This window comes from Micromonospora sp. CPCC 206061, from assembly GCF_036906915.1.
Classification (GTDB): domain Bacteria; phylum Actinomycetota; class Actinomycetes; order Mycobacteriales; family Micromonosporaceae; genus Phytohabitans.
Genome location: NZ_JBAKHX010000031.1, coordinates 68,724 through 85,006, shown reverse-complemented (window position 1 = coordinate 85,006; position 16,283 = coordinate 68,724). Strand labels below are relative to the sequence as shown.

The 16,283-nt window shown below is 70.7% G+C and carries 20 protein-coding genes; 11 read left to right on the top strand and 9 right to left on the bottom strand.

Annotation, left to right across the window (positions count from 1 at the left end; all coding sequences use genetic code 11):
* From V6V89_RS21430 to V6V89_RS21415, 4 genes are all read left to right on the top strand, one after another.
* On the top strand, positions 1-459 hold a 459-nt coding region (locus V6V89_RS21430; RefSeq protein ID WP_334620974.1), incomplete at its 5' end, for a TetR/AcrR family transcriptional regulator.
* Positions 460-535: 76 nt separating this feature from the next.
* Positions 536-1,768, top strand: coding sequence for a glycosyltransferase (locus V6V89_RS21425; RefSeq protein ID WP_334620973.1), 1,233 nt, complete (start codon positions 536-538; stop codon positions 1,766-1,768).
* 376 nt (positions 1,769-2,144) lie between these two features.
* A complete protein-coding gene (locus V6V89_RS21420; protein WP_334620972.1) occupies positions 2,145-3,161 on the top strand; it encodes a threonine ammonia-lyase in 1,017 nt (338 codons plus the stop codon).
* Entirely contained in the window at positions 3,158-4,240 is a 1,083-nt protein-coding gene (locus V6V89_RS21415) for a D-alanine--D-alanine ligase family protein (protein WP_334620971.1), read from the top strand. Before V6V89_RS21420 ends, V6V89_RS21415 begins: the two co-directional genes overlap by 4 nt.
* Here the strand turns inward: V6V89_RS21415 and V6V89_RS21410 are convergent.
* Positions 4,237-5,406 carry a UDP-N-acetylglucosamine--N-acetylmuramyl-(pentapeptide) pyrophosphoryl-undecaprenol N-acetylglucosamine transferase gene (locus tag V6V89_RS21410; protein ID WP_334620970.1) on the bottom strand — a complete coding sequence of 390 codons (1,170 nt, stop codon included), beginning with the start codon at positions 5,404-5,406 and terminating at the stop codon, positions 4,237-4,239. The two genes, V6V89_RS21415 and V6V89_RS21410, sit on opposite strands and share 4 nt — an antisense overlap.
* A gap of 64 nt (positions 5,407-5,470) precedes the next feature.
* Between V6V89_RS21410 and V6V89_RS21405 the strand changes: the two genes are divergently transcribed.
* A complete protein-coding gene (locus tag V6V89_RS21405; RefSeq protein ID WP_334620969.1) occupies positions 5,471-5,728 on the top strand; it encodes a hypothetical protein in 258 nt (85 codons plus the stop codon).
* Positions 5,729-5,733: 5 nt separating this feature from the next.
* Positions 5,734-6,366 (top strand): pyridoxamine 5'-phosphate oxidase family protein, encoded by a 633-nt coding sequence (locus V6V89_RS21400; protein WP_334620968.1) that lies wholly within the window; start codon positions 5,734-5,736, stop codon positions 6,364-6,366.
* 136 nt (positions 6,367-6,502) lie between these two features.
* On the opposite strand, the gene V6V89_RS21395 is transcribed toward V6V89_RS21400, so the two are convergent.
* From V6V89_RS21395 to V6V89_RS21380, 4 genes are all read right to left on the bottom strand, one after another.
* On the bottom strand, positions 6,503-7,969 hold the full coding sequence (locus V6V89_RS21395) for an amidohydrolase family protein (protein ID WP_334620967.1): 1,467 nt from the start codon (positions 7,967-7,969) through the stop codon (positions 6,503-6,505).
* A 67-nt stretch (positions 7,970-8,036) separates the two neighbouring features.
* On the bottom strand, positions 8,037-8,435 hold the full coding sequence (locus V6V89_RS21390; protein WP_334620966.1) for a DUF3037 domain-containing protein: 399 nt from the start codon (positions 8,433-8,435) through the stop codon (positions 8,037-8,039).
* Complete coding sequence (locus V6V89_RS21385) at positions 8,432-9,235, bottom strand: HipA family kinase (RefSeq protein WP_334620975.1); 804 nt, start codon at positions 9,233-9,235, stop codon at positions 8,432-8,434. The genes V6V89_RS21390 and V6V89_RS21385 overlap by 4 nt, the downstream gene beginning before the upstream one ends.
* Positions 9,236-9,307: 72 nt before the next feature.
* On the bottom strand, positions 9,308-9,943 hold the full coding sequence (locus V6V89_RS21380; RefSeq protein WP_334620965.1) for a DUF2461 domain-containing protein: 636 nt from the start codon (positions 9,941-9,943) through the stop codon (positions 9,308-9,310).
* Between the two features lie 158 nt (positions 9,944-10,101).
* Between V6V89_RS21380 and V6V89_RS21375 the strand changes: the two genes are divergently transcribed.
* From V6V89_RS21375 to V6V89_RS21365, 3 genes are all read left to right on the top strand, one after another.
* Positions 10,102-10,272, top strand: coding sequence for a hypothetical protein (locus V6V89_RS21375; RefSeq protein ID WP_334620964.1), 171 nt, complete (start codon positions 10,102-10,104; stop codon positions 10,270-10,272).
* Positions 10,269-11,138 (top strand): hypothetical protein, encoded by an 870-nt coding sequence (locus V6V89_RS21370; protein WP_334620963.1) that lies wholly within the window; start codon positions 10,269-10,271, stop codon positions 11,136-11,138. The genes V6V89_RS21375 and V6V89_RS21370 overlap by 4 nt, the downstream gene beginning before the upstream one ends.
* A gap of 61 nt (positions 11,139-11,199) precedes the next feature.
* The gene (locus tag V6V89_RS21365) at positions 11,200-11,916 is read left to right on the top strand and encodes a peptidylprolyl isomerase (protein ID WP_442935190.1); all 717 of its coding nucleotides are present in this window, start codon (positions 11,200-11,202) and stop codon (positions 11,914-11,916) included.
* Between the two features lie 128 nt (positions 11,917-12,044).
* Here the strand turns inward: V6V89_RS21365 and V6V89_RS21360 are convergent, their stop codons facing one another.
* The 3 genes from V6V89_RS21360 to V6V89_RS21350 form a co-directional block, all read right to left on the bottom strand.
* A complete protein-coding gene (locus V6V89_RS21360) occupies positions 12,045-12,281 on the bottom strand; it encodes a hypothetical protein (RefSeq protein WP_334620961.1) in 237 nt (78 codons plus the stop codon).
* A gap of 102 nt (positions 12,282-12,383) precedes the next feature.
* A complete protein-coding gene (locus tag V6V89_RS21355) occupies positions 12,384-13,580 on the bottom strand; it encodes a sensor histidine kinase (RefSeq protein WP_334620960.1) in 1,197 nt (398 codons plus the stop codon).
* A gap of 2 nt (positions 13,581-13,582) precedes the next feature.
* Positions 13,583-14,236 (bottom strand): response regulator transcription factor, encoded by a 654-nt coding sequence (locus tag V6V89_RS21350; RefSeq protein ID WP_334620959.1) that lies wholly within the window; start codon positions 14,234-14,236, stop codon positions 13,583-13,585.
* A 152-nt stretch (positions 14,237-14,388) separates the two neighbouring features.
* Here V6V89_RS21350 and V6V89_RS21345 point away from each other — a divergent pair, with 152 nt between their 5' ends.
* Entirely contained in the window at positions 14,389-14,820 is a 432-nt protein-coding gene (locus tag V6V89_RS21345) for a hypothetical protein (RefSeq protein ID WP_334620958.1), read from the top strand.
* Between the two features lie 37 nt (positions 14,821-14,857).
* A complete protein-coding gene (locus V6V89_RS21340) occupies positions 14,858-15,013 on the top strand; it encodes a hypothetical protein (protein WP_334620957.1) in 156 nt (51 codons plus the stop codon).
* Between the two features lie 108 nt (positions 15,014-15,121).
* Here the strand turns inward: V6V89_RS21340 and V6V89_RS21335 are convergent, their stop codons facing one another.
* Positions 15,122-16,240 carry a hypothetical protein gene (locus V6V89_RS21335; RefSeq protein WP_334620956.1) on the bottom strand — a complete coding sequence of 373 codons (1,119 nt, stop codon included), beginning with the start codon at positions 16,238-16,240 and terminating at the stop codon, positions 15,122-15,124.
* Positions 16,241-16,283: the final 43 nt, after the last annotated feature.

The following is a 16,283-nucleotide window of genomic DNA, read 5'->3' as shown; positions in this document are numbered from 1 at the left end:
ACCCTGTACGGGCACTTCCCGTCCCGAGAGGCCCTGGTCGAAGCCGCGTTGATCCGACTGCTGACCCAGGGCGACGAGGTGTTGGCGGCCGTCGACCTCACCCGTGACCCCCGCGACGGACTTCGCGCGCTCATGGAATCCGGTTGGCTGTTGATCGCCCAGGCCGCCTCGGTCCTGCAGGCGGCGCAGGCCACCCTGCCCCCGGGCCGCGTGCACGAGCTGCATGCCAAGCCGGAGCAGCGGGTTCATGACTTGATCCGCCGGGGCCAGGTCGAAGGCGTGTTCCGCGCCGACATCGCGGCCGACCTGCTGGCCAGCGCCCTGCACCACATCCTGCACGGCGCCGCGACCGATGTCGCGACCGGGCAGCTGGAAGCGGCAGCCGCACCACGGTTCGTCGCCGAGATGGCCTTGGCCGTCTGCGTGGTCCCGCCGCGTTATGGCACGGAGAGCCTCTGATCCGGGTTTCCGCGACGACGATACCGGGAACATCACGGCCAGATCTCGATTAGGTCACGAGTCCGGGAGAACGTCGATGCGCATCGCCGTGGTGTCAGTGGACCAACGACCGCTGCGCGCCGGAAGCCGCGACTGGATAACCGGATCGGCCGTGCACATGACGGAACTGTCCGCCGCGCTGGCTCGCCTCGGCCACGACGTCCGCGTCTATACCCGGCGGTCCAGCCCTTCGCAGCCGGAGCAGGCCACGGACGCCGACGGGATAACCCTGGTCAACGCGCCGATCGGTCCTGCCCGTACGGCGCACCCCGGCGAACAGCTGTGCCACCTCAACCCCTTCGGGCAGTGGCTGGACCGGTCATGGCGAGACGACTGGGCGCCCGACGTCGTCCATGCCCACACGTGGCCGTCCGCGGTGGCCGCGTTGGTCGCCAAGAAGATGACCAGCCGTCCCACGGTCGTGACGTTCCACGGTGTGGCCGAGCCGCTGGGCGATCACGGCCAAGGCGACCGGGTCGCGGCGTTCCGGCGCCGCGTCGAACAGGCCGCGGCCGGTGAGGCCGACGCCGTCCTGGCGCTGTCCCACAGCGACGCGCACCACATGCGGCGCCTCGGCATTCCCCGAACGAAAGTGTCCGTCATACCGCCGGGCGTGGACACCGCGCAGTTCCAGCCCAGCGGGCCCGCCTGGAACCGGCGCCGGCCGCACCGGATCCTCGCCGTCGGACAGCTGATCCCGTCGAACGGCTTCGCCGACACCGTCGCCGCGCTGCCAGGCCTTCCCGACACCGAGCTGGTGATCATCGGCCGGCCCCCTCCGCCCTCGCGCGGACTCGGCCCCCACGCGGCGGCGCTAAGAGCCAGCGCCGTCAACACCGGCACGCACGACCGGCTCCGGCTGACCGGCGCTGTCCCGTACCGCGACATGCCAGGCTGGTACCGCTCGGCCGACCTGCTGGTCTGTACACCGTCACACGCCTCCCTCAACCGCGCGGCCCTCGAAGCCATGGCCTGTGGCGTGCCGGTCATGGCCGCCGCCACCGGCGGCCTCTCCGAGGCGGTAACCGACGGAACCGTCGGCAGACTGATCCCACCCGGTTCGCCCGCGCAGCTCGTCGCGACGATCCACGCGCTGCTGACGGATCCGGAACTGCGCGGCGCCTACGGCCTCGCCGGCATCGAACGGGCTCGCCTCGAGTACTCCTGGCACCAGGCCGCACAACGCACCCTCGACACATACCGTCGCACCCTCGGCCACCACGTGGCGGCCCCGCGCGGGCGCCAGACAGCCACGGCCGCGGCGGCGTAGGACGGCGGTTCTCACCATTCGGCGCGGCGATCGCTGATGTTGGGCGGCAGTGGAGCCGCATGGGCGGATCCGGTCAGGCCGGGTGGCGGCGCGTCGACCGTCACGCCGTTGCCGGATGGCTGGCAGCTACGCAGCAGCGGATCAGGTTTCGAGCTTGTCTGGCGTACGGCGAAGCCCGTGCCGGTCGGCGACGCCTACGGAACGCTGACCGTCCAGGACGACGATACGTAAACCGGCTCCGGGACGTCGGTTCCGGTCGCGAACACGCTTGGTTGCCTCATGTGAACCATGTCATAGGAACCTTCGCCAACGCAGCCAACGCACGGGGCTGCCCGTCGGTCTGTATGGGGGAACCGCTGCGATCGGGGGAGGAACGTTGGCGAACAGGTTGCTGTCGCACGGGGGTGTGCGCCGCGACGACGTGGAGGCGGCGGCCTGGTGGCTACGCGACCGGGTGGTGGACACGCCGCTGGTCCGCTCGACCGCATTGGACCAGATCGCGGGCGTGCGCCTGTGGTTGAAGGCGGAAAACCTCCAGACCGGCGGGTCGTACAAGTTTCGGGGAGCGCTGCGAGCGGTTGACCAGATCGCCAAGCAGGGTGCGCATCGAGGCGTGGTCGCGCAGAGCACGGGCAACCATGCGCTCGCCGTCGCGATGGCCGCCGAGCGGTACGGCCTGACCGCCACGACGGTGCTTCCATTCGACGCGCCGGCGAGCAAGGTTGCCAGCATCGAGGCGTGCGGCGGCCGGGTGGAGCTGGCCGGCACGACGGTGGAGGAACGGCTGGAGGTCGTCGACCGGTTGCGGGCGACGAGTGGTGACGCCCTCCTGGACGCGTACGACCATCCGGATGTGATCGCCGGGCAGGGCAGCGCGACGTGGGAGCTGGTCGAAGAGGCTGGCCGGCGCGGCACCCGGCTGGACGCCATCGTCGTCCCCGTCGGCGGCGGTGGCGGGGTGGCTGGTGCGTGCCTCACGGTTGAGGGTCGCGCCACCGCCGTGTACGGCGTGGAGCCCGTTGGATGCGACTCGTTGGGGCAGAGTCTTGCCGCCGGTCGTCGCATCAGCGTGCCGCCGGCGCCCACGCTCGCCGACGGACTCAGGCCGTCGCTGGTCGGGAGTCTTCCGTTCGAGATCGTCCGGGACCGGATCGCGGGCGTCGTACGGGTGGACGACGGCGACATCGGCCGGGCGATGTTGCTCGGGCTCTTCCACACCAAGCTGCTGCTCGAGCCGTCCGGCGCGGCCGGGCTGGCCGGTGCGCTGCGCTTGGCCGCGAGCGGGTCGTTCGCCGACATCGGTGTCGTGCTCACGGGTGGAAACGCCGAGCCGGCTGTGATCGCTCAGCTGGTCGCCGAGTACGCCGCCGAGCGCGAAGGGGCGAGGCCATGACGGGTAAACCGCGAACCAGGGTGGCGGTCCTCTTCGGCGGCCGCAGCGCCGAGCACGGCGTGTCGTGCGCCTCCGCCGCGAGCATCGTGCGGCACCTCAGCCGCGAGCGGTACGAGGTGACACCCGTGCGGATCGACACGGACGGCGTGTGGACGGTCGGTCGGGACCACCAGGAGCCCGCTGGCATCGACGCCGCGACGCTTCTGGACATGACACGCGATCCGGCCGGGCCCCGGCCCACCGCGCTGGAGAGCGCATGGAGCGCGTTGAGCCGGCTCCGCGACGAGGTCGACGTCACCTTTCCCGCCCTGCACGGCGGGCACGGGGAAGACGGCACGATTCAGTCCACACTGGACCTCTTCGGGATACCGTACGTCGGCAGCGGCGTGCTCGCGTGCGGCATAGGAATGGACAAGGAGCTGACCAAGAAACTCCTCGCCGATGCCGGCCTGCTCGTCGCCGACAGCGTGGTGTTGCACGGAGCAGACTACGACGACGTCAGCGCGGACGAGCGCAAGCGGCTCGGACTGCCCGTCTTCGTCAAGCCGGCACGGGAGGGTTCGAGCGTCGGCGTATCCAGAGTGGACGACTGGACGATGCTCGACGAGGCCATCACCACGGCGCGCAAGACCGGCATGCCAAAGGTGCTCGTCGAGGCGGCGGTACGCGGGCGGGAAGTGGACGTCGGCGTCCTGGAGTACCCGGACGGCAGGGTGGTGGCCGGGCCTCCACTCGAGATCCGGGTGCCCGACAGGCATTCCTTCTTCGACTTCGACGCCAAGTACCAGGGTGAGACCGTCTTCGACATCCCCGCCGACCTGCCCGCCGCGGTCACGGCCGCCCTTCAGGCGCAGGCGGTCGAGGCGTTTCGCGTCCTGGAATGTTCGGGTCTGCTCCGGGTCGACTTCTTCCTGCCCACGGTCGAGGGGGTCGAGGACCTGGTGCCGGTGGTGAACGAGGTGAACACGATGCCCGGGTTCACGGCAATGTCCCAGTACCCGCGGATGTGGAGCGCGGCGGGCCTTGCGTACCCGGCACTGCTCGACGTGCTCATCGACACCGCCCTCGCGAGTCGCTAGCCTCGGGCGGCTACCGCCAGGATCTCGGCCACCACCCGATCGGCGGCGTCCGGACGTCCGTACCCGGCCGCGGCGCGTGCCATCGCGGCCCGCCGCGCCGGGTCGGCCAGCAGCGCCCTGAGGGTGTGCCGCAGATGCTCCGGCGTGGCCTCGTCGCCGTCCAGCATGACGGCGGCGCCCTGTGCGGCCAGGGTCCGGGCGGCGACGCGCTGTTCGCCCCCGGCCGAGTACGGGTACGGCACGAGGACGCAGGTCTTGCCGAGCGCGGTGAGCTCGGCGACGGTGCCGGCGCCGCTACGGGCGATCACGATGTCGGCGGCGGCCAGAAGGTCCGGCAGCTCGTCGTGGATGAAGTCCACCACCCGGTACCGGTGGGCGAGCCCGGGCGGCAGGCCCGCCGCGACCTGCCGCATCTCGGCGAGGTCGAGGCTGCCGCACTGGTGCACGATCTGGCAGTGCGGCAGCACGTCGGGCAGCACCGCGGTCAGCATCTGGTTGATCTGGCGTGCGCCGGCCGCACCGCCGGTGACCAGGACGAACGGCACCGCCGGGTCCAGAGCGAAAGCGGCCAACCCCTTGACGCGGTCGCCCGCCAGGATCTCGGCCCGGATCGGGTTTCCGGTGACCACGCTGCACTCGCGCGAGCGCCCGGGCACGTGGGCGAGCGACGAGGAGTGGCTGAGCAGGACGCGGGTGGCGACGCGGGCCAGGATCCGGTTGGCGAGACCAAGATTCAGCGTCTGCTCGTGCAGCAGGTACGGCACGCCGAACAGTCGAGCGGCCAGACCGATCGGCACCGACACGTACCCGCCGGTCGACAGCACGACAGCTGGCCTGGTGCGACCGACGATCGCGACGGCCTGGAGCACTCCGAACGGGATCCGGAACGCGTCGACGACGTTGCGGAGCAGATCGCGGGGGTTCGTCGAGCGGCGCAGCTTGCCGGTGACGATCGCCTTGAACGGCACGCCGGCCCGGGCGGCGATCTTGGCTTCCAACCCGTCGCGCACGCCGACCCAGAGCAACTCCGGCTCGGTGCCGGTCTCGGCGAGCCGGGCCCGCAGCGTGGTGATCGTGGTCAGCGCCGGGTATGTGTGCCCACCCGTGCCACCTCCCGTCACGATCATGCGAAGTTGGTGCAGGTGCCGAGCGCTGTATAAAGACATAGCCCCGCAAGCCTAATGGCCGGAGAAGTGGCAGGCTACGCCGCCCGACAGCTGCGGATCTTCGGTGGCGCAGCGCTTGCGTTGGGGTGTCGTCGAGGTCGTCGCGGTAGCGGGGCAGCGGCCGCGGAAGCGGCGACCGGAGCGCGTGGTCGGCAAGGTTAAACTCAGTCAGGACAAACCCGCTGCCGACGTAGCCAGCGTCATCGTCGCCCTCGACCCCGACCCGACGCACGCCAACCCGACGCACGCCAACCCGACGCACGCCAACCCGGCGCTCGCCGAGGCGATGCGCCGCCAGCACGCGGCACCCCCGAAGGGATAGCCACCATGGGATCCGTCCTACCCGAGATCGACGATCGGCTGCGTGACTGGCTGCTGCGCCAGCCGATGTTCTTCGTGGCCACCGCCCCCAGCGGAGACGACGGCCACGTGAACCTGTCCCCCAAGGGCGGCCGTGGCACCTTCGCCGTGCTCGGCCCACGCGAAGTGGCCTATGTGGACCTGTTCGGCAGCGGCATCGAGACCGTCTCGCACCTGAAGCAGAACGGCCGCGTCGTCGTGATGTTCTGCTCCTTCGAGGGCCCACCTCAGATCATCCGGGTGCACGGGCGCGGTGAGCCGGTCGAGATGGCCGATCCCGGCTTCGACGACCTGCTGGCCCGCTTCGACCTGCCCGACGAGGCACGCCCGACGGTGCGCAGCGTCATCCGCGTCGAGGCCACCCGCATCTCCGACTCGTGCGGCTTCGGCGTGCCGCAGATGGCGTATCAGGACGACCGCAGCCAGCTCTACCGCACCGCCGAGGCGTGGCTCGACCAGCGCGGCCCGAACGCCATCCGCGACTACTGCGACGTCAACAACGGCCACAGCATCGACGGCCTGCCCGGCCTGACCCCGTTCGGCGGCACCCTGACCGAGCCGGAGCGCGCCCGCGCCTCCCACGAGGGACGCAAGCTCTAGCGTCACCAGCCCTTGTAGGGCTCGAACGCGGACTCGGGGACCCTGCCGGCCTCGACGTCGCTCAGGGCCGCGTCGAGCACCTCGATCGCCACGGCGGCGAGGTCGCGTTCGTACAGCGGCGGCTAGCGCGCCTCCTTCAGGCGTGCCGGCCGCGGATCGGCCGGCCGGGCAGGGCGTCGGGCACGAGCTCGTGGTCGCGCACCACGAACTCGCCATTGACGAGCACGTGCGCGATCCCGGCGGACGGCCGGATCTCGGTGAACGTGGCCCGGTCGGCGATGGTGTCCGGGTCGAAGAGCACGATGTCGGCGTCTGCGCCGGGCTGGATGCGGCCCTTGGCCGCCATCGCCGGCGCCACGCCGGCCACCAGCTGCGCGGGCAGCAGCGAGCAGCGCCGAACAGCCTCCATCATGGACAGTACGCCCAACTCGCGGACCAGCCAGCGGAAGACGCGCGCGTACCCGCCGACGCTGCGCGGGTGCACCCGAGCCGTCGGCGGCACCGGCCACGTCTCGCCGGGCAGCCGCACGCCACCGTCCATGATGGGCATCGTGTCCGTGGCGACCACCGTGTCGGCCAGCGTCAGGGTGCGCAGCAACAGATCCCGGTCGACCGGGTCGTGCTCGTCGAGGAAGTCCACGATGATCAGCCCGCCCGGGTCGGTCGCGCGCAACTCGCGCAGCCGCTCCACGCTGGCGACCCGCTCGCCGGTCGCCAAATAGGTGATCGCGGTGCTCGAGCGGCCCTGCTCGGCCAGCGCCTCCGGCGACAGGAACGGCGCGCCGATGCTCGTCGAGGCCGCGCCGTACGGGTACGCCTCCGTGCTGACCCGGACGCCCGCGGCACGCGCGGCGGTGATGGCCTCGCACGCCGCCACCTGCTCCCGGCCGGTGGTGCTGTTCAGGTGACAGATGTGCAGGTGCGCCCCGGTCTGCTCGGCGGCCTCCAGGATCTCGGCGACGCCACCCAGTCCGGAGTGCCGGATATGCGTCCAGACCGGCGCGCCCAGGGTCGCGGCGCGCGCGGCTATCGCCCGGTACTCGGACGGGTCGGTGTCCGGCGCGTACCCCAGCAGCATCCCGATCCCGAGCGCGCCGTCGGCGACATCCCTCTCCAGCATGTCGAGCAGCGTGGCCAGCTCGCGTTCGCTGGCCGGGCGCAGCCAGTTGGTCAGGTGCGCGTTGTCGGCCGCGTGCCCGACGTCGAGCGCGTCGCCGCCGGGCGGCACGCCGTCGAGCAGTTGGAGGCGGGCGAGCGCCCAGCCGGCCGAGTACCCGAAGTTGAGCGGCCGACCCTCGGCGGCGGCGTTGCCGTAGCGCTCAGCGACCGGCAGCGCGCCGGCCTCCAGCTCCAGCGCCGTGGTGACCCCGTCGAGCGCCTGCAACCGCATGCCGACCAAGTCCTGGGCGTGACTGTGCAGGTCGACGAAGCCGGGCGCGAGCACGAGCCCTGTGGCGTCGACGACGGTCGCCGCCCGCGGCGGCTCCTGGCTGACGCTCTGGATGACGCCGTCGCGCACGCCGACCGCGCGTACCGCGTCGAGACCGGACGCGGGATCGACGACCCGTGCGCCGACCAGCGCCAGGTCGCATTCGATCACCACGCTCGAACCCCAGCCTGTACCATCCGCCTCTTCAACGAACCTCCAGCAGGATTCTGTAATGTGTGGGTCAATCTTGGAGCGGCAGGACCAACAGCCGCAGGAGGCGGTCGGCGTCCGCGTCGGGGTCGCTGGTCAGGCCGGTGTGCACCGGACCCGGCTGCACCACCGTGCTGCGCGGGGCGACCAGCCAGCGGAACCGCTTCCCCGGATCCTCCCGCGCGGGCGGCCCGGCCTCCGGTGCCGCCGCGCAGATGCTGGCGACCGACTTCAGCGCGCGCGCGATCGCGGCCGGGTCGGCCGACGGATCCAGCACCCGCAGCCGCTCAGCGTCCAGGTGGACGCGGGCGCCCAGGTAGTCCAGCGCGTGGCAGTACACCAGAACCCCGGCGTTGAACGCCTCGCCGCGCTCGGGGCGGGGAACGACCCGCAGCACCGCGTACTCGAACGGATGGCGCCGGGCGGTCACCGGGCCGCCCCTCCGGCCAGCCAGTCGGGACGGTTGCGCCCCGGCCGGGTCTGCTGGCGGTCCGCGCCGCGGGCCGCCGCCAGCGCCGGCAGCCACCGCGGGCGGGCACGCAGCCGCGCGTCCAGCTGTTCCGCGTACGCCCGGCGGACCTGCTCCAGACCGTCGAACCCCGGCTCGTCGGCGAGCCACTCGTCCGGCACCCGCTCGGTCGACTCCCGCAGCAGCTCCGGAGTGACCAGCGGGGCGAGCTCCGCGTCCGCCTTCTCGACGTACGGGGCGAACTCGACCAGCACGTGGTCCTTCGCGTCGTACTCGCGCGCGACGGCACCGGGCGCGCCCGGCCAGTTGTGATGGAAGGTCAGGCTGGCGCCATGGTCGATCAGGTAAGCCTGCCCGTGCCACTGCAACATGTTCGGGTTGCGCCACGACCGGTCCACGTTGCCCACCAGCGCGTCGAACCACAGCACCCGCCCACCGAGCGAGGCGCCGAGCGGAAACGCGACGGGGTCGAAGTCGAGCGCGCCAGGCAGGTAGTCCATGCCCAGGTTAAGGCCGCCACTTGCCCGCAGCAGATCCTGCACCTCCTGGTCCGGCTCGGCCCGGCCGAGCACCGGGTCGACCTCAATGGCCACCAGCTCCGGCACGGGCAGACCGATCGCCCGGGCAAGGCACCCACTGATGATCTCCGCGACGAGAGTCTTGCGGCCCTGACCGGCACCGTGGAACTTCACCACGTAACTGCCCAGGTCGTCCGCCTCCATCAACCCCGGTAACGAACCACCCTCACGAAATGGCGTCACATAACGCGTCGCCGACACAGTACGCAGCACAAAGCCCAAGTCTAGGCCCGCGCCACTTTCCAACCCCGGCGGTCAGTCAGTGACGGATGGGCCGACGTGTCGGTCGAGCCACTGGCAGAGCGGGCGGGTCGCTCGCAAGACCTCCACCACCCGGGTCCTCGCGGCCGAGGTGCCCAGCCACCGGGCGGCGGGCCACTCCCGCCACGCGACCAGGCCCTTCTGACGAAGCAGCTCGACACGCGGGTGGTCGGCCGGGTAGCCCCGAGGGGCGGTCTTCAGCCGCTCGTGTCCCGTGATCTCGATCCGCTGCCGGACGGCATCCTCGACCAGCCGCTCCAGTGCCTTGCCGCTCGCGTCGTCTGCCACCGCCTGCCGGTACCGGGCCAGTTGGTCCGACGTCATCATGTACATGCCCGCGCCGACGCCCAGCCCGTGCGCGGTCATCTGCACGTACCCGCCGCGTTCCAGGGTCGCGGCGATCGACGTCTTGTACGGCGACTTGTCGGCGCTGAACCGGACGTCCCTGTTCGGCCGGAAGATCTTCCCGGCGCCGAACTCCGGCTCCAGCTCGGCCAGGAGCTCGACCATCGGCGCGCGCACCGCCCGATCGTAGACGTCCTTGTGCGCGGTCCAGTATGTCTTCGAGTTGTCGGCCTCGAGTCCTTCGTAGAACTCGATAGCCTCGCCCGGCCAGCCACGGAACGCCACACCGCGAGCATAGTCAGCCCGGCACCGCTCCATTCCATCTTTCGGGCGCGCCAGGCGCTCCTCGAGTGGGAGTAACGGCGTGACTACGATGCCATGCACTGTTGAAAGATGCCATGCACTGTTGAAACAGGACACGAGGCGACCCCCACGGCGGCGGCGTGCGGTTGCAGACTGCGCTGGTGGACGCGGCAGATGCGGTCGCCGGCCCGCCGGCGATGCTGGAGGGTCTCGCGGCGCGGGGCTTCGAAACGCGACCGTTGGTCGTCGAGGCACCGGCCCCGTCCGCGACGGCCCGCGAATGGATCTCGCTTCTGCACCTTGGCTCATGACCCGTTTGAGCCTTGCCATCGGCGCGACCGTTGTCGGCACGGGGTTGTGGTTCGGCTCGCTCCTGTGGCGGTGGCGGATCGTCGAGTACCGTCCGGGCCCCCTCGGATCCGCCAGCCGCAATATCGATGGCGCCGGCCCGGGCGTGGGTCTGTACCTGGTGGGCATGCTCGCCCTGGTGCTCCTGGTAGCGGCGGTGCTGTTCGCGGGCGAACCCGCCCGTGGCCGGCTCCGGCCGCTCGTCACCGCGTTCGCGGGCGCACTGGGAATCGGGCTGGTGGTCATGGCGGCCACCCTCGACCGGTTCGCTGGTGACAGCCGCATCGCGGACGTCCGGCCCGGTCCGGCGTTCCTGCTCGCCGCGGGTGCCGTCCTGGCGTTGCTGACGGCTGTCTGGACAGCGCCGCCGGGCGCGCCGGGCGAGCCAGAACCGCCGGGCGGTGGCTGGTTCGCCGGCATCGCCGCGGTGGTCGCCGGACTGGCCGCGCTGCTCACCGGCTGCTACCTACCCCTGTGGCGGAATCAGTACCCGGACATGGAGATCGTGACCGATGCCAGCGAGGGGTTCATCGTGCTCGTCCCGACGGCGTTGGTGTCGGGTCTGCTGGCCACCGCGTCCCTGACCCTGACCGGCTACAGCCAACGGACTGCGCGCCGGCGGTGCCGGCGTTGGCTGATCCTGACCGCGGCCGGCTGCGGCGGGCTGCTCACGCTGTTGTGGCTCACCCTCATAGGCGATTCCTACGCGCAGGAGCATGGCCTGCGCGCCTCCTATCCCGGCGAGGGAATCCTGCTCACATATCTCGGACACCTGCTCATCGCGGCCGGCGGCGCGATCGCGACGCGGCGCCCACCGGCGACCGCTTGACGAATACATCGATGTCCGTTAGACCGTGTGGGGGAACTCCTACCGGGCAATGGAGGACATTGTGGTCCCACGCCGCATCACCGTCACGGTGCTCACCGCAGGCCTCCTGCTCGGCGCCGGTGCCGCTCCGGCACACGCCGCCGCGCCGCCGGACGTGACGAAGGGGCCCTGCCAATACACCGAAACGCCGGACGAACCAGCGGCGCGACCGGTCCCATTGCCGCGCGACCCCCGACACACTCCGGACCGCGGCACGATCACGACCACCCTGATCACCAACGTCGGCCTGATCCCGCTCACCCTCGACCGCGCGCAGGCGCCATGCACCGTGCAGAGCTTCCTGCACCTGGTGAGGCACAAGTTCTACAACCGCACCATCTGCCACCGACTCACCACCTACCCGACGCTGAAGGTGCTGCAATGCGGCGACCCGTCGGGCACCGGTGAGGGCGGCCCGGGATACCGATACAAGGACGAGCTGCCCACCGACCTGCCGCCCGCGCCCACCGACCCGACCGGCGTGCGGAAGGTCTACGCCCGCGGCGTGCTCGCCATGGCCAACGCCGGACCGGACACCAACGGCAGCCAGTTCTTCCTGGTCTTCGCCGATTCGGCCCTGCGGCCGAACTACACGATCTTCGGCAGTGTGCGGCCACTCGGTCTGCGTACCCTCGATCGGATCGCCGCGGGCGGCGTGGCCCCGACGGCCGAAGACCCGGCCCCGACCGACGGCGCCCCGGCCGTGCGCACGGAAATCTGCCTTGTGATGAGTCCATGACTTCGATGGACGATGGCGAATCGGGACGGTCGGATTTCAATCACGGGTCAGATGTTCGACCACGAGCACGTCCTGCGGCCGAGGCTGGCGGACGTCCCTCCCCCAGCCTCGACGCCTTGAACATCCAGCTATGAGCTGTGGTGGCGTTCGTGAGCTCTCGCCTGGTTGCGCGGGAGGGGCCTGCTGGTCAGGCAGGTGTCCACGGCATAGCCCTGAGCGGCCTGCCACTGCGCCTGTGCGATCGCACCGTGGCTGACGGACGGGTCAATGTGCATCCCTCGACGGTGCCGGTCGCGCCAGGCGACGTAGACCACAACCGTGCCAATCGCGGCGACAAAAACGGCCAGTGAAATCAAGAGTGTCACAACCTCACCGTAGCGTGTACGCGCCACTACTCATGGTGCGCGCACAGGCTCTTCCTCGTCCCCTTCAGGTGCTGTGCGTAGCCGAGGCGGTCGGCTCAACGATCACTTGTGGGCTGGAAAGGCGATTCGGATGTCGAGGCCACCATCGGGCAGGGCCAGAGCGGAAAGCTTGGCGTCGTGGGCGGCGGCGATGGCGGCGACGACCGATAGTCCGACGCCGTGCCCCGCGCGCCCGCTGGTGCGGGTGGTCTGGAGTCGCTGGAACGGTTCGAAGAGCCCGTCCACCTGTGTCGGGGAGATCACCGATCCGCTATTGCATATGCGCAGAGTGGGATGTCTGCCCTCCACGCCGGTGCGTACGCTGACCCGTCCGTCGGTGATGTTGTGGCGCACCGCGTTGTCGACCAGGTTCGCCACAAGCCGTTCGATGAGGGTCGGGTCTCCCAGGATGGGAGCGGCGCCGAGATCGGTTTCGATCCGCACGGCGGTGGTGTCGGGGTCGAGAGTGTCCAATGCCGCTGCGGCGAGGACTGCCAGGTCCAGTTCGGTACGGCGGTCGAGCCCGCGTTGGCTGCGGGCCAGGGTGAGCAGGGCTTCGATCAGCGTGCCCTGCTGCTGGTTGCTGGCCAGCACTTGTTGGCAGGTATGGCGTAGGTCGGCGGCGCTCGCGTCTGGGTTGGCGAGTGCGACCTCCAGCACGCTGCGTTCAAACGTGAGCGGGGTGCGTAGTTCGTGTGAGGCGTTGGCCACGAACCGCCGCTGCGCCTCGAATGCACTCTCCAGATGGTCCAGAAGCTCGTCGAAAGTGTCGGCGAGACACTTGATCTCGTCGGCGGGGCCTGGCGCGGCCAACCGGCGGTGCAGGTCCCGCGCCGAAATCGACCTGGCGTTGTCGGCCAGGGTCCGCAGTGGCCGCAGCGCCCGGCCGGCCGTCAGCCACCCGAGGCCGACGGAGACAACGGTCATACCGACGAGGGCGATCCCGGACGCCACGAGGAGTTGGCGGCGGTCACGGTCTCGCTGCTGGGCCAGTTGGCTTTGGATGTCGGCGGGGCTGGCTGGGGGCTGCGGGCCAGGAAGCGCCGCACCGGCCACCGTTGGTTGCGGTGGTGTGGGCGGCCGCACCTCGGCCCAGGGTGGTGTGTGCGTCGTCAGCATGTAGGTGACGGCGAGCAGCAGAGCTCCGCTGGCCAGGAACAGGACCCCGTAGAGAAGCGTGAGCCGCAGGCGGATGGTCCACCGTAGCCGGCGGTGACCGGGGTGGGGAGTATCGGCCGGCATACCCTGATGGGCACGCATCTCTAGATCCGGTAGCCGGTCTGGGCGACCGTCTCGATCAGCGGTGGTTCGCCGAGCTTTCGCCGCAGCCGGCTCACGGTCACTTTGACCGTGTTGGTGAACGGGTCCGTGGCTTCGTCCCAGGCGCGCTCCAGCAGTTCCTCCGCGGAGACCACCCGACCCTGCGCCGCCAGTAGCAGTTCCAGTACCGCGAATTCCTTGGGGCTGAGCTCCAGCCGCTGCCCGCCGCGGGATGCGATCCGCTTACCGGGATCCAGCCTGATGTCACCGTGGGTCAGCACTGGCGGCAGGGGCGGCTGGCTGCGCCGTGCCAGTGCCCGGATCCGGGCCACCAACTCGGCGAACGCGAACGGTTTAGGCAGGTAGTCGTCCGCGCCACAGGTGAGCCCGTCGACGCGGTCCTCGATCGTGACGGCGGCGGTCAGCATCAGCACGCGGGCGGGGTATCCGTTGGCGACCAGTGACCGGCACACGTCGTCACCGTGCATTCCTGGCAGGTCGCGGTCGAGCACGACCACGTCGTACCTGTTGACCGAGGCCCTTTCCAGCCCAGCCAGGCCGTCCCAGGCAACATCGATGGCCATGCCCTCGCGCCGCAAGCCCGCCGCGAGCGTCTCCGCCAACTCTCGATGATCCTCCACCACCAAGACCCGCATGCCCCACCCATCCTCCCGCGCCTGGACGCTTCCCGCGCCCATGATCCACGGCCGGCGGTTACAGCGGCATAACGGCCGCTGTTCCGCCCCGGTAACCGCCGTTTCGATGCACTACGCCCGGACGGCGCGAGGTGCCGTCGAAGGGAGAGAACATGTCAGGTCTGACTCGTAAGCCCTGGGCAGCGCCGATCGGCGCGCTGGTAGTCCTGCTCACCACCGCAGCCTGCGCCGCCCCGGCGCAGCAGCAGGCGGCCCCCCGCAGCACCGCGCCCAGCAGCGCCCCGGCGGGCGTCGACGCGCAGGAGCGCGCCGCCGCGTTCACCTCGTGCATGCGCGAGCACGGTATTCCGGACTTCCCCGGCATCACCATCGGGGCGGACGGTCAGGTGCGACTCAACGGCGGCGGCGTCGACCCGCTGTCGTCGGCGTACCAGGCCGCCGCCGAAGCATGCGCGGCGCTGCTGCCACCGGGCAGCGCACTGCCCCAGCGGCCCGAGCCATCAGCACCCACCATTCCCGCCGTCGGCTTCACCTGTACCGGCGACTGCCCGGCACCACCAAAAACTCCCGCACGACCGAACTGACCCGACCCGACCGGCCGAAGGGAGGGACACCAGCCGAATGCAACGCCTCTCGAAGTCCAAGCGATGGCTCATCGCCACCGTAGCGATGTGCCTCGGAGCCGTGCTCGCCGCCGGCCCGCCCGGCAGCACCGGCGGCAGCACCGCGTACGCCGGACAGGACCACCGAAGGCAGGCACCCTTGCTCGGTCGCTGAAACACCGTGGAGGGTGGTGGAATACTCCCCACCACCCTCCACAAGGGAGCCCTCACCGGCCGCAGGAGGCAGGGCCAAGAACGTCCGATGAGCCTTCCGGGACGGTCGTCAGTCTTTCCGCTCGATGAGTGCCGTGGTCTCCGCGGCCGGGTCCCAGACAGCGCCAACGCCCCAGAACGCCGATGTGCCCGGGATGTTGGTCAGGGCCGACAGGTACGGGTCGGCGTTGTTGACCTTCGGGCCGTAGGCGACGCTCCACTGTCCGCCGGTGTACCGCAGGAACAACGAGCCGGGATACCGGATGTACGGCGGCACCGGATTGGCCCCGCTCACCCACAGATTGCCGGCCGGGTCCCCGGCCACAGCGCCCAGGCTCCCCGCCGTCACCGGCGCCGGTACCCGCCGCCACACCGCGCCATCCCAGTGCATGATCAATGGCTTGGGCGCACTGTCGTAGTCGACGGTGCCGACCGCCCACGCGTCGGTGGCCGAACGCGCCCACACGCCAAGCAGCCGTGCTGTGGGCACCTTCGGCAGCGTCGCCACCCGCCACGCGGAGCCCACGCGCTGCACGATCATTGGCTCCGGGTACCCCTTGTTACCGACGTACCACGCCCCGACCGCGAACGCCGCACCATCCGGCGCGGCCGCCACGCCGTACAGCGTGCCGCCCCACGCGTCGGCCCCTGCCACCGCCGCCTCGGCGAACCGCTGGCCGTCCCACTCCACGACCAGCGCGTGGGCGTCCCCGCCAACGAACACTGCCCGCCCTTGTCCGGCGGCCACGTCGAACAGGATCGGAGTCTGGGTCTGCCCGAGTGGCCGGTACTCCCGCCAGTCCGTGCCGTCCCAGTGCGCCGCGTAGGGAGCGAGCTGCCGGTCCTGGCCAACCGTCCACACATCGGACTCGGTCGCCGCGCTCACCCCTGTCAGACCGCCGACGTCGTCCGACAGCGGCCTCTCGGACCAGGTGCGTCCGTCCCACTTCATCAGCGCATACGGCCGCGGCGGCGTCGGCGCGCCGTACCCGTAACCCTGAGCGCCGACCGCCCAGGCGCTGTCCGGCCCGGTAGCGGTGACATCCACCAGCCGGCTCGACAGGTCCAACGGCGGCAACGCCGCCACCCGCCAGGCCGTTGCCCCTTTAGCCGGCACCGCGCCCACCAGCGTGACCACCAACGCGCCGAGCGCCACCACCGACAGCCGGCCTCTCACCGAAACCCCCATGAGACTCCCCTTCGGATAGTCATTGGGAGCATCGTTACCGCTG